Annotated in this window: 9 protein-coding genes; 7 read left to right on the plus strand and 2 right to left on the minus strand. The window is 65.2% G+C overall.

The window, feature by feature from the left end:
* The first annotated feature begins 9 nt into the window (after positions 1–9).
* The 4 genes from AAFN88_RS12465 (at position 10) to AAFN88_RS12480 (ending at position 5578) form a co-directional block, all read left to right on the plus strand.
* Entirely contained in the window at positions 10–789 is a 780-nt protein-coding gene (locus AAFN88_RS12465) for an SDR family oxidoreductase (protein ID WP_347520638.1), read from the plus strand.
* A 139-nt stretch (positions 790–928) separates the two neighbouring features.
* Entirely contained in the window at positions 929–1537 is a 609-nt protein-coding gene (locus AAFN88_RS12470) for a hypothetical protein (protein ID WP_347520639.1), read from the plus strand.
* A gap of 395 nt (positions 1538–1932) precedes the next feature.
* Positions 1933–4053, plus strand: coding sequence for an RNA degradosome polyphosphate kinase (locus AAFN88_RS12475; protein WP_347521666.1), 2121 nt, complete (start codon positions 1933–1935; stop codon positions 4051–4053).
* 7 nt (positions 4054–4060) lie between these two features.
* Entirely contained in the window at positions 4061–5578 is a 1518-nt protein-coding gene (locus AAFN88_RS12480) for a Ppx/GppA family phosphatase (protein WP_347520640.1), read from the plus strand.
* Positions 5579–5650: 72 nt separating this feature from the next.
* Here the strand turns inward: AAFN88_RS12480 and AAFN88_RS12485 are convergent, their stop codons facing one another.
* Both AAFN88_RS12485 and rnd read right to left on the minus strand, forming a co-directional pair.
* Entirely contained in the window at positions 5651–6553 is a 903-nt protein-coding gene (locus tag AAFN88_RS12485; RefSeq protein ID WP_347520641.1) for a M23 family metallopeptidase, read from the minus strand.
* 170 nt (positions 6554–6723) lie between these two features.
* Positions 6724–7896, minus strand: coding sequence for a ribonuclease D (gene rnd, locus AAFN88_RS12490; RefSeq protein WP_347520642.1), 1173 nt, complete (start codon positions 7894–7896; stop codon positions 6724–6726).
* A 245-nt stretch (positions 7897–8141) separates the two neighbouring features.
* On the opposite strand from rnd, the gene aspS reads away from it, so the two are divergent.
* The 3 genes from aspS to AAFN88_RS12505 all read left to right on the plus strand — a co-directional run bounded on the left by aspS (position 8142) and on the right by AAFN88_RS12505 (position 12556).
* Positions 8142–9920, plus strand: coding sequence for an aspartate--tRNA ligase (gene aspS / locus AAFN88_RS12495; RefSeq protein ID WP_347520643.1), 1779 nt, complete (start codon positions 8142–8144; stop codon positions 9918–9920).
* A 25-nt stretch (positions 9921–9945) separates the two neighbouring features.
* A complete protein-coding gene (gene aguA, locus AAFN88_RS12500; RefSeq protein WP_347520644.1) occupies positions 9946–10968 on the plus strand; it encodes an agmatine deiminase in 1023 nt (340 codons plus the stop codon).
* A 406-nt stretch (positions 10969–11374) separates the two neighbouring features.
* The gene (locus AAFN88_RS12505; RefSeq protein ID WP_347520645.1) at positions 11375–12556 is read left to right on the plus strand and encodes an ABC transporter substrate-binding protein; all 1182 of its coding nucleotides are present in this window, start codon (positions 11375–11377) and stop codon (positions 12554–12556) included.
* Positions 12557–12558: the final 2 nt, after the last annotated feature.

Below are 12558 nucleotides of genomic sequence, written 5' to 3' on the forward strand. Positions count from 1 at the left end.
AGATAAGCGATGGATCTGGGTATTGAAGGCCGCAAGGCGCTGGTTTGCGCGGCGAGCAAGGGATTGGGGCGAGCCTGTGCCATGCAGCTCGCCATGGAGGGCGTCGAGGTGACCATCGTGGCGCGTACGCAGGGACCCCTGGAGAAGACGGCGGAGGAGGTCCGCGCGGCGACGGGAGGCAGTGTCAATGCCGTCGCCACGGACATTACCACGCCGGAAGGCCGGCAGCTCGCGCTGGCCGCCTGTCCGCAACCCGACATCCTGGTCAACAACGCCGGCGGGCCGCCGCCGGGCGATTTCCGCGACTGGGATCGCGAGGACTGGATCAAGGCGCTGGACGCCAACATGCTGACACCCATCGAGCTTATCAAGGCAACGGTCGACGGCATGATGGAGCGCCGCTTCGGACGTATCGTCAATATCACATCCGGCGCGGTGAAAGCGCCCATCGACATCCTGGGCCTGTCCAACGGCGCCCGCGCGGGTCTTACCGGCTTCGTTGCCGGTCTGGCGCGCAAGACAGTGGTCAACAACGTCACCATCAACAACCTGTTGCCCGGACCTTTCGATACCGATCGCCTGCGCCAGACGATCAAGGCTGTGGCGGACAAGTCCGGCCGCTCCGCAGAGGAGGTGGCCAAGGAGCGCGCGGCGGGCAATCCAGCCGGCCGGTTTGGCGACCCGGTGGAATTCGGTCAGGCTTGCGCTTTCCTGTGCGGCGCGCAGGCCGGATTCATCACCGGTCAGAACTTGCTGATGGACGGCGGCGCCTTTCCGGGAACGCTTTAGCAGCCCAACTTCTGTCACAGCCGTGACAGAAGTCAGGTAAATTATGACCATTCGGGGGCGCCGGGGGAGGACCTCGGCGCCCCTTGCCGTAGCACCGATCTCACCAATGCATCGAGACAGCTTTGGAAGGATCGGAAGGATGTCCAGGAAGTTCTTGTTGGCGCTTGCCGCGCTATTTCTCCTCACCGCAACACCGGCCGTCGCCGACGACGACGACCGCGATGACCGCAGAAGCCGTTGGCACGGCGATCACGACCGCGGGCACGGCAAGTATCACAAACACAGGAAGCATCACCGCGCGAAGCGGCATGGCCATCGGGTGATCTGGCATGGCGACCGCCACTGGGAACCGCGTGGTCACCGCAAGCACCGGCACAGGGTCGTGGTGCATAAACATCACCACGAGTACAGGCGAGGGAGCCATCACCACCGCCGCTACCGGGACCGCGACGACGATTGGGCGATCTATGCCATCCTGGCTCTGCAGATCGTCGACGTGCTGAACGACAGCCAGCGCGACCACGCCATCTGGGCGCAGAGGCGCGCCTATAGCGCTCCCTTGGGCGAGACGATCCAATGGAATGATGGTGCCGCATCGGGCCGCATCGTGCCGACGCGCGAGGGCCAGGACACGGCCGGGCGATACTGCCGTGAGTTCCAACAACAGATCGTCGTCGGCCAGCGCAGCCAATCCGGTTATGGCGTGGCCTGCCGGCAGCCGGACGGAGCCTGGGAAATCGTCTCCTAGGCTGGGCGCCATGCGTTTATGAGGCATGGAACAAGCTGGGGGGCCTTCCCGTCGGCCGTGAGGCCAAGACGGGAAGGCCCTGGCTCATGGGGCTGGGTAGGGATCTCCCACGGGCCAAGACCTGTGTAGCCAAATCGATTCTACGGTGCTTTGATGTAAATCAAGCCCGCGTTGGCAGCCGTTCACGGATGCCGGATACCTTGCCGGCCCGCCGGGCCGGCCACATATAACTGTAATATTTCGGTATGTATGACTGTGCTATGAAGGCGTCGAACCGGAGCCGCCTTGCGCGGGTCGCGGCGGGAGCGGAGTGGAAAAGAGTGGAAGAAAGCAAGATCGTCGCGCTTGAAGTGGAGCCGCTGGAGCAGGAGTCCGACCTGCCGGCCGGGGCCGAGGTGGCCGCGATCGATCTGTCTTCCTCCGAGCGCTTCATCAATCGGGAAATTTCCTGGCTGGCGTTCAACGAGCGCGTCCTGGAGGAGGCGTATAACGCCAATCATCCCCTGTTGGAGCGCTTGCGATTCCTGTCGATCTCCGCCAGCAATCTCGACGAGTTCTTCATGGTGCGCGTGGCCGGCCTGCGCGGGCAACAGCGGGCTGGCGTGAAGACACCCTCACCCGAGGGGCTGACCCCCGCCCAGCAGCTCGCGGCGATCAACGAGAGGGTCGCCAAGCTGATGCGCTGGCAGCAGGAGAAGTGGCTGGAACTGGTTGGCGAGCTCGGCGCGGCCGGTCTCTCGGTGGTCGGATCCGACCAGGTGACCGCCAAGGAGCGGCTATGGCTGGACGACTACTTCACGGACCATCTCTATCCGGTGCTCTCCCCCATAGCCATCGACCCGGCGCACCCTTTCCCGTTCATTCCGAACCGCGGACTGTCGATCGTCGTCGAGCTTCTGCGCGGCGACGACAAATCGCAGATCAACGGCCTCATTCCCATTCCGACGCTGGTCGACCGCTTCATTCGCCTGCCGGGCGGGGAAGCGCGCTTCATTCGCCTTGAGGAACTGCTGCGCCTCTACTTCGACGAACTCTTTCCGGGGTTCGAGGTGAAGTCCAGCGGCTTTTTCCGCGTGCTGCGCGACAGCGATCTGGAGGTGGAGGAAGAGGCAGAGGATCTGGTGCGCGTCTTCGAGAGCGCCTTGAAGCGCCGGCGCCGCGGGTCGGTGATCCGCCTGACGGTGGACGCGGAAATGCAGCCGACCTTGCTGGACTTCGTGGCGCGCGAACTGCAGGTCGAGCCCGAGAACGTGTTCCCTCTGGACGGAATGCTGGGCCTTTCCGACACCAAGGAACTGATCATCGACGAACGCCCGGACCTGGTCTTCGCGCCCTACAATCCGCGATTTCCGGAACGGATCCGCGATTTCGGCGGAGACAGCTTCGCGGCCATCCGCACCAAGGACATCGTGGTCCATCATCCTTACGAAAGCTTCGATGTCGTGGTGCAGTTTCTGCGCCAGGCCGCCAACGACCCGGCCGTGATCGCCATCAAGCAGACGCTCTACCGGACCTCCGAAGACTCCCCCATCGTGAAGGCCCTGGCGGAAGCTGCGGAGGCCGGCAAGTCGGTGACCGCGCTGGTTGAGCTGAAGGCGCGTTTCGACGAGGAGCGCAATATCCGCTGGGCGCGCAACCTGGAGCGGGCGGGTGTGCAGGTCATTTACGGTTTCCTGGAACTGAAGACCCACGCCAAGATTTCCCTGGTGGCCCGGCGCGAGAAGGAGGCCGTTCGCACTTACGTCCACTACGGTACCGGCAACTACCATCCCATCACCGCACGGATCTACACCGACATTTCCTTCTTCTCCTGCGATCCGGTGCTGGCGCGCGATGCCACGCGGCTCTTCAACTACATGACCGGCTATGCGACGCCGAAGGAGATGGAGAAGATCGCCTTCGCGCCGCTGACGCTGCGCCAGACGCTGTTGAAGCTGATCAAGGGCGAGATCGCCCACGCCAAGGCGGGGCGGCCGGCGACCATCTGGGCCAAGCTGAATTCCTTGGTCGACCCGGAGATTATCGACGCCCTCTACAAGGCTTCGCAGGCGGGGGTTTCCATAGACCTGGTGATTCGCGGGGTCTGCTGCCTGCGCCCCGGCGTTCCGGGCCTGTCCGACAGTATTCGAGTGAAGAGCATTATCGGCCGCTTCCTGGAGCATAGCCGAATCGTTTGCTTCGGCAACGGCAAGCCGCTACCGTCCAGGGAGGCCAAGGTGTTCATATCCTCAGCGGACTGGATGCCCCGCAATCTTGACCGCCGGATCGAGACCTTGGTGCCAATCGAGAACGCCACGGTTCACCAACAGGTCCTCGACCAGATCATGATCGCCAATCTCAACGACGAAGCGCAGAGCTGGCATTTGGAACCGGAAGGGACCTACCGGCGCGTGCGCTCCACGGCAAAGTCCTTCAGCGCGCATACTTACTTCATGACGAACCCCAGCCTCTCCGGCCGCGGCTCGGCTCTGAAGAAGTCGAAGAAGGCGCCCCGGCTGGTGCTCAAAAAGTCCTGACGTTCCCATGAAAGCCCGGCATCAGGCGGCGGTCGTCTCCCTGGCCAAGGGAAATGTCCACGATCAGCGAGTCGCCGTCATCGATATCGGCTCCAACTCCATTCGTCTCGTGGTTTTCGACGGGTTGAAGCGTGCTCCGGCCACAGTCTTCAACGAAAAGGTGCTCTGCGGCCTGGGCCGTGGACTGCATTCGAGCGGCCGGCTGTCGCCCGAAGGCGTGGAACTCGCCGTGCCCAACCTGGTCCGCTTCACGGCGCTGGCGCGGGCCATGGGGGTGGGCCGCATCGAGTTGATCGCCACGGCGGCGGTGCGCGAGGCCGAAGACGGTCCCGCCTTCCGCGAGACCGTGGAACGGCAGTGCGGCCACCCGGTCCGCGTGCTGAGCGGAGAGGAAGAGGCGGAACTCTCGGCCCTGGGCGTGATCGCGGGCAACCCGACCGCCGACGGCATCATGGGGGACCTCGGCGGCGGCAGCCTGGAACTGGTGGAGGTGAACCAAGGCAAGCTCGGCCGGTCGACGACCTTGGGGCTGGGGCCCCTGCGCCTCATGGAAAGCTGCGGCGGCGACAGGGAAAAGATGCGCAGTGCGATCGACAAGGCCTTCTCCAAGGTCGACTGGCTGAGCGTGGGGAAGGATCGCACCTTCTATCCGGTGGGCGGCGTTTGGCGAAACCTGGCCCGCCTGCACATGGAGCAGAGCAAGCACCCGCTGCACGCCATCCACGAGCACACCATCTCCAGCGGGGAGGCGATCAAGCTGGCGCGGCTGCTGGCCCGTCAAGGCAAGTCCTCGCTCGCCGGCCTGCAGTACATCTCACGCCGGCGGCGGGAAGCCTTGCCCCTGGGCGCCCTGGTGCTGGCGCGCCTGCTACGCAAGCTGCAGAGTAAGCAGGTGGTCTTCTCGACTTACGGTGTGCGTGAGGGCTTTCTGTTCAATCAATTACCGGAAGAGGTCCGCCGTCAGGACCCCTTGCTGGTCACGGTGGCGGAGATGTCCGAACGGGAAGGGCGCTTCGGCGATGTCGGCGAGGCCCTTATGAAGTGGTGCGACGCATTGTTTCCAGAGGAGAGCGAGGAGGAGCGTCGGCTGCGGCTGGCGGCGTGCCACGTCTCCGATCTGGCTTGGCGCGAGCATCCGGACTTCCGCGCCGTTCAGGCCTTGCGCCGCGTCCTGCACTATCCGCTGGTCGGCATCGATCATCCGGGGCGCGCCTTCCTCGCCTACACAGCCTTCCTGCGCTACGGCGCACCGGCGGATTCGAAGGACGCGCGCCAGGCGGTGGCGGTGCTGGACGAGCGCTGGCGGGAGCGGGCGATCCTGCTGGGCCTGGCCTTGCGCCTGGCCTATCGGGTTTCGGCGGCGACCCGCTGGGTGCTGGACCACAGCGGTCTCAGCGTCGACGGCAAGGTGCTGGAGTTGAAGCTGCCGGACGACGGCTCGGTGCCGGACGGCGAGGCGGTGCAGCGCCGCCTTAAGACCCTGGCCCAGGCCGGCAATTTCGAGGACACGCGGATCGTCGTGTAGAGCAGATCAGGGTCGGCTGGAATCGCCGAAGGTGATCCACCGTCCCTGTGAATCCGATCTGGCGGCGGCCGCTCAGCGGACCTCGACCTCGCGCTCGATTTCGAGGACTATGCTCCTTCCGTTACCGGATTCCCGCTCCACCCGGTAGAGGCCGCGATAGGTCCCGGCCGGCCAAGTCACCTTGGTCAGCTTACGCCCCACCCAGCGGGTGAGCACGGCGCGACTGCGTTCCAGAACTTCGTCTTTCTGGAGGAATACCGTTCCGTCGGGCGCCAGGATAGTCAGCTGCTGGATGTCCCCTTCGCGCAACCCCCAGGCGCCGGTGTAGAAGATCAGGACCGGAGATCTGGCGGAAAGCGGGCCGGGTTCCTCGATGCCCTCCAGCACCTCGCGGTGTGTCGTGGTGCGGCCCAGGAACCCGGCCGAGAGCAGGCCGCCGACGCGGTAGGGAAGCTGGGCTTGCGCTGCCGGCGACCACAGGCTTTGCGCCGCCTCACCGCAGGCCGCCGAGGGCTCAAGGCCAGTGAAGGGGTCGAGCAGCTTGTTGCGGTGGGTGACGGCAAAGTGGACATGGGGAAAGTCGCTGTTGCCTGAGAGACCGATGAGGCCCAGCTTCTGGCCGCGCTCCACACGCTCGCCGCGCTTCACCGCGACCGTGCCCTTCCTCATGTGGGCGTAGGTGGTGACCCAGCCGCCGTCATGCTTGATGGCGACCCAGTTGCCGTTGCGCTCCTGCCGGGTCTTGCCCGGTCCGGTATCCTGCATCAGCAGGTCGGGCTGGCCGTCCTCGGCGATGACGACCTCGCCGGCCGCCGCCGCCACCACCGCGACGCCCCGCCGCATCTCGATCTGCGTCGGAACCCGGATATCGATGCCGCGATGGCCGTCGTAGGAGAGGCCGCCGCAGGTGTGGTCCCTCCAGCCAGGGCCGGGGTCGTAGTCGATGTAGTTCTGGACGGTGCAGACTTCGCTCATGGAGCAGTCGACGGGAAGGCCGAAGCCGCCATCGGGCGGAGGAGGGATTTGGGGAGAGGCTTGGGCCGCTGGCGGCGCGGCGGCAAGAGTTCCGGCCAGAAGGCCGACGATGCAGTATAGCGCAAGGCGCAAAGGGGCGCGAAGCCGCGGGCTTATACGGCCCAAGGTGATCATGTATTGCCGGACTGTCCGAGCGGCACCACCAGGACCTTGTTGCCGGAGGCGCTGAGCGCCACCGTCCCGTGCTTCAGTGCCAGGGCGTCGCGGCCGAAAATGTCGAAACGCCAGCCGCGCAGGGCCAGAACATCGGCGTCATCGTTCGTCGCGATCTGCTCCAGGTCGGAACTGCTGGCGATCAGCTTCTGGGCAACGTCGTGTTCCTCGCAGCGCAGCTTCAGCATCACCTTCAACAAGTCCATCAGCGGGCCGATGCCGTTGGTCGACTGCTGTTTGGGCGGCGGCTTGGGCAGGTCGTCGTCAGGCACTTCCAAACCTTTGGTCACGGCCTCCAGAATGGCCTTGCCGATGCGCCCGCGGGCGAGATCGCGGTTGATACCGCGGGACCGGGCCAGTTCTTCCTCGCTGGTCGGGCGGTGGGCGGCGATGTCGAAGAGCTGTTCGTCGCGCAGCACCCGTCCGCGGGGCACGTCGCGGTACTGGGCCTCCTCCTCGCGCCAAGTGGCCAGGGCGCGCAGGACGGCCAGGTAGCGCCGGTCGTTGGAGCGGGTCTTGAGGCGCTTCCAGGCCTCCTCCGGTTCCAGGCGATAGGTTTCCGGTGACGTCAGGATTGCCATTTCCTCGTCCAACCAGGAGGCGCGGCCGGTTTTTTCCAGGCGGCGCGCCAGCTTCTTGTACACCTTGCGCAGATGGGTCACGTCGGCCAAAGCGTAGGTCAACTGGCGCTGGGCCAGGGGACGCCGCGACCAGTCGGTGAAGCGCGAAGATTTGTCAATCTGCGCCCCGGTCATCTTGCGCACGAGGGTGTCGTAGCCGACCGATTCGCCGAAGCCGCAGACCATGGCCGCCACCTGGGTATCGAATATGGGGGCGGGCAGCCGGCCGGTCATATGGAAGAAAATCTCCATATCCTGGCGCGCCGAGTGCAGCACCTTGACGATCTTGGGGTCGTCGAAGAGGGCCAGCAGGGGGGCCATGTCCAGGCCCTCGGCCAGGGTGTCGACGGCCGCAACGTCGTCTTCCTCCGGTCCCGCAACCTGGAGGAGGCAGAGCTTCGGCCAGTAAGTGGAATCCCGCAGGAATTCTGTGTCGACAGTGATAAAATCGGCTGAAGCCAGCCGCGCGCAGAACGCTTGGAGTTCCGCGCTGTCCGCTATGAGGTTCATGGCAGCGGTATACACTCAAACGCGCAGCCGCGAAAGCGCGTAGGAGGCCTCCGCAGGGCTTTCACGGGCGCTCCCTGGGCGCTCCCTGGACGCTCCCTGGACGCTCCCGGGGCGCCCGGGGAGGACGCCGGGGGGCTCTGAAGAGCCGTGCCCTGGCACGCCTCCAGGCTTGACAAAAGACCAGATTCCCGGCCTCTTGCGCGCTGATTCCAAGCCCTCGCAGCCCTAATTCCGGAAGCTTTTCAATGCACGCCTACCGTTCCCACACCTGCGGTGAACTGCGCTCATCCCACGCCGGCGAGCGGGTCCGCCTCTCCGGCTGGATTCATCGCAAGCGCGACCATGGCCAACTCCTCTTCGTCGACCTGCGTGACACCTATGGGATCACCCAGTGCGTCATCGATGTTTCGAGCCCGATGTTCCAGGAGTTGGAGAACGCCAGGGTTGAGAGCGTGATTACGGTTACCGGCCCGGTGGTGAAGCGCACGGCGGAGACGGTGAACCCGGCCATGCCGACGGGCGAGGTGGAACTGCAGGTCGAGGAACTGACCGTCCAGTCCCGGGCCGCGGTGCTGCCGCTGCAGGTCAACGCCGACGAGGACGCGGGCGAGGAGACCCGCCTGCGCTTTCGATATCTGGACCTGCGCCGCGAGAAGATGCAGGCGCGCATCCGCCTGCGCGGCCAGGTGATCCAGGCGATCCGCGAGGGCATGGTAGGCCAGGGCTTCCAGGAGTTCCAGACCCCGATCCTGACTGCCAGCAGCCCGGAGGGCGCGCGCGATTACCTGGTGCCGAGCCGCATCCACCCCGGCAAGTTCTACGCCCTGCCGCAGGCGCCGCAGATGTTCAAGCAGCTGCTGATGATCGCCGGCTTCGACCGCTATTTCCAGATCGCCCCTTGCTTCCGCGACGAGGACAGCCGCGCCGACCGCTCGCCGGGCGAGTTCTACCAGCTCGACTTCGAGATGAGCTTCGTCACCCAGGACGACGTCTTCAACGCCATAGAGCCGGTGCTGCACGGCGTCTTCGAGAAGTTCGCCAACGGCCGCAGCGTGACCCCGGCGCCCTTTCCGCGCATTCCCTTCCGCGAGGCCATGCTGAAGTACGGCTCCGACAAGCCGGACCTGCGCAATCCCATCGAGATCGTCGACGTGACCGAAGCTTTCCGCGGCTCCGGCTTCGGCATCTTCGCCAAGGCGGTCGAGGCGGGCTCGGTGGTGCGCGCCATCCCGGCGCCGGGCGCCGGTGCGCGCCCGCGCAGCTTCTTCGACAAGCTGAACGACTGGGCACGCGAGGAGGGCGCGGCGGGCCTGGGCTACATCATCTACGGCGAGGACGGCACGCCCAAGGGCCCCATCGCCAAGAACCTGGACGAGGCGCGCACCGCGCAGATCAAGGAGGCCGCGGGCCTGAAGGACGGCGACGCGGTGTTCTTCTCCTGCGACAAGGAAGGCGCGGCGGCCAAGCTGGCCGGGCAGGTCCGCAACCGGCTGGGGGGCGAACTGGATATCCTGGAGCAGAATGCTTTCCGCTTCTGCTGGATCGTCGATTTCCCGATGTTCGAGCTGGATGAGGACAGCGGCAAAACGGAGTTCAGCCACAATCCCTTCTCCATGCCGCAGGGCGGCCTGGAGGCGCTGGAGACCAAGGACCCGCTGGAGATCCTGGCCTACCAGTACGACATCGTCTGCAACGGCGTGGAGCTGTCGTCGGGCGCCATCCGGAACCACCTGCCGGAGGTCATGTACAAGGCCTTCTCCATTGCCGGCTACAGCCAGGAGCAGGTGGACAGCGAGTTCGCCGGCATGATCTCGGCGCTGAAGTTCGGGGCCCCACCGCACGGCGGCTCGGCCCCGGGCATCGACCGCATCGTCATGCTGCTGGCCGACGAGCCAAACATCCGCGAGGTCGTCGCTTTCCCGATGAACCAGAAGGCCGAGGACCTGATGATGCAGGCGCCGGCGCCGGTCAGCGAGCGCCAACTGCGCGAACTGCACATCAAGCTCGACCTTCCGCCGGAATAACGGCGGCAGGCGCGGAGGAGCGGCCATGGCGGAGCGGGTCCCGGTCGACGACGGTTTTTTCATGCCGGCGGAGTGGGCGCCGCACGACCGTTGCTGGATGGCCTGGCCGTGCCGCGGCAGTCTGTGGGGAGACGGCTTGGCGGCGGCCCAGGCGGCCTACGCGGCTGTCGCCAGGGCGATCTCCGGCTTCGAGCCGGTAACCATGCTGGTCAACGCCGACGCCATGGAAGACGCACAGGCGCTGAGCGGCGGTGCGGTCGGTTGCAGCGAGATGCCGCTGGACGATTCCTGGATGCGCGACAGCGGACCCAGCTTCGTGATCGACGGCAAGGGCGGCCTGGCCGGGGTCGACTGGCGCTTCAATGCCTGGGGCGGCAAGTTCCAGCCCTATGACCAGGATGCACTCACCGCCGAGCGGCTGCTGACGCAGCTTGCGCTGCCCTGCTATGCCGCGCCTCTGGTGCTGGAGGGGGGCTCGATCCATGTCGATGGGGAAGGGACGCTGCTGACCAGCGAGGAGTGCCTGCTCAACCCGAACCGCAACCCGGACCTGACACGCTCTGACATCGAGGAACTGCTGCGCCGCTATGCCGGCGTCGAACGCTTCGTCTGGCTGGGCGAGGGGTTGGACAAGGACGACACCGACGGCCATGTCGACAACATCGCCTGCTTCGTGCGCCCGGGTGTGGTCATGGCGGTCACCTGCGACGACCCGGCGGACCGCAACCACGTCATCATGAAGGACAACCTGGCGCGGCTGGCCAAGGCCCGCGACGCCAAGGGCCGGGCGCTGGAGGTCATCGAACTGCCGCTGCCGCGCGAACCGCGCTACCTGGACGGCCACCGCCTGGCGCTGTCCTACGTGAACTACTATATCGCCAACGGCGGCGTGGTCATGCCCTCCTTCGGGGACGCCCACGATGCCCAGGCTTTCGAGATCGTCTCCAAGGCCTTTCCCGAACGCAAAGTGGTGCAGGTCGAAGCCAGCGCCATTCTGGTCGGCGGGGGCGGTATCCACTGCATCACCCAGCAGCAGCCACGCCCCTGAGGCGTCGCTCCGGAGTCCCGAAGGCGATACGGCCGGGGTGGCAGCCGCGGCTTTCCGGCGGTTGTCCGGGTCTTGCCAGCCGGCGGTTTTCGCCAAAAAGTATGTAACTTAAGGTCGCGAGCATCCTGAACGAATAAGTTCAGGCCGTGCTCCTGCACGGCTATGCAGGCATTGGAATGCCAATTTTACAGTTATAATTCATATGGATATCGTTTTCTTCGGGCGGCCCCGAAGAATAGCGTCTCGCAACTGCAGCGGAATATTCTCATGGTCTGCAATTAATACAACATTTACGGGCATCTACTAATGGTTTGGTACAAACAACCGGCCTCGCGCCCGAATTTCACCCGATTTTCAAGGGTGCGCAGGGCCAAGCCGAACAAATCAAAGAGGGGATCCCGGGATCATGACGAATTATTTTTTCCGCAGGGCTCTGGTTCCGAGCCTGGCGCTTGCCTTCGCGGCCACCACCGGCCTTGCGGCCAAGGCCGAGACGGGCGTGACCGACAGCACCATCACTTTCGGCCAGTCGGCCGCACTGGACGGCCCCGCCGCGGCGCTGGGCACTGGGATGCGCGAAGGTATCCTGGCGGCCTTCGCCGAGGTCAACCGCAGTGGCGGCGTCGGCGGCCGTCAGCTTGAGTTGACCAGCAAGGACGACGGCTACGAGCCGGATCGCGCGATCAGCAATGTTCAGAGCCTGATCAGCCAGGACCAGGTCTTCGGCTTGATCGGCGCCGTCGGCACACCGACCTCCAAGGCGACGCAACCGATCGCCACCGATGCCGGCGTGCCCTTCATCGGTCCCTTCACGGGCGCCGGCTTCCTGCGCGCGCCGGAACTGACCAACGTGATCAACGTGCGCGGCACCTATGGCCAGGAGACCGAGGCCTGGATCAAGCATCTGACCGAAGACCTCGGGTACGATCGCATTGCCATCCTGTATCAGGACGACTCCTTCGGCCGCGTCGGCCTGGCCGGCGTCAACAAGGCGATGGAGGCGCGCGGTCTGAAACTGGTGGCCGAGGGCACCTACAAGCGCAATACCACCGCCGTGAAGTCGGCGCTGCTGGAGATCCGTAAGGCGGAACCGCAGGCGATTGTCATGGTCGGCGCCTACAAGCCGATTGCCGAGTTCATCAAGCTGGCCCGAAAGGTCAAGCTGAACGCGACTTTCGTCAACATTTCCTTCGTCGGTTCGAAGGCACTGGCCAAGGAACTGGGCGCCGACGGCGAGGGCGTGGTGATCACCCAGTGCGTGCCCTTTCCGTGGGATACCTCGATCCCTCTGGTCCAGCAGTACCAGGCGGCCTTGAAGGCCAACAGCGCGAGCGCGGAGCCGGGTTTCGTCTCCCTGGAAGGCTATATGGTCGGCCGGGTCGCTATCATGGCGCTGGAGCGAGTGCAGGGCGAATTGACGCGCGAGTCTTTCCTGAAGGCCGTCGCGGATACGGGCACCTTCGATCTCGGCGGCGTGACGCTGACCTATGGTGCCGGTGACAACCAGGGAATGGACGAGGTTTTCCTGTCGGTCATTCAGGCCGATGGTTCGTTCAAGGCGGTCCAGCGCCTGGGCGGTTCCAGCTAAGA

The organism is Pelagibius sp. CAU 1746 (assembly GCF_039839785.1).
In the GTDB taxonomy this organism is placed as follows: Bacteria; Pseudomonadota; Alphaproteobacteria; order Kiloniellales; family Kiloniellaceae; genus Pelagibius.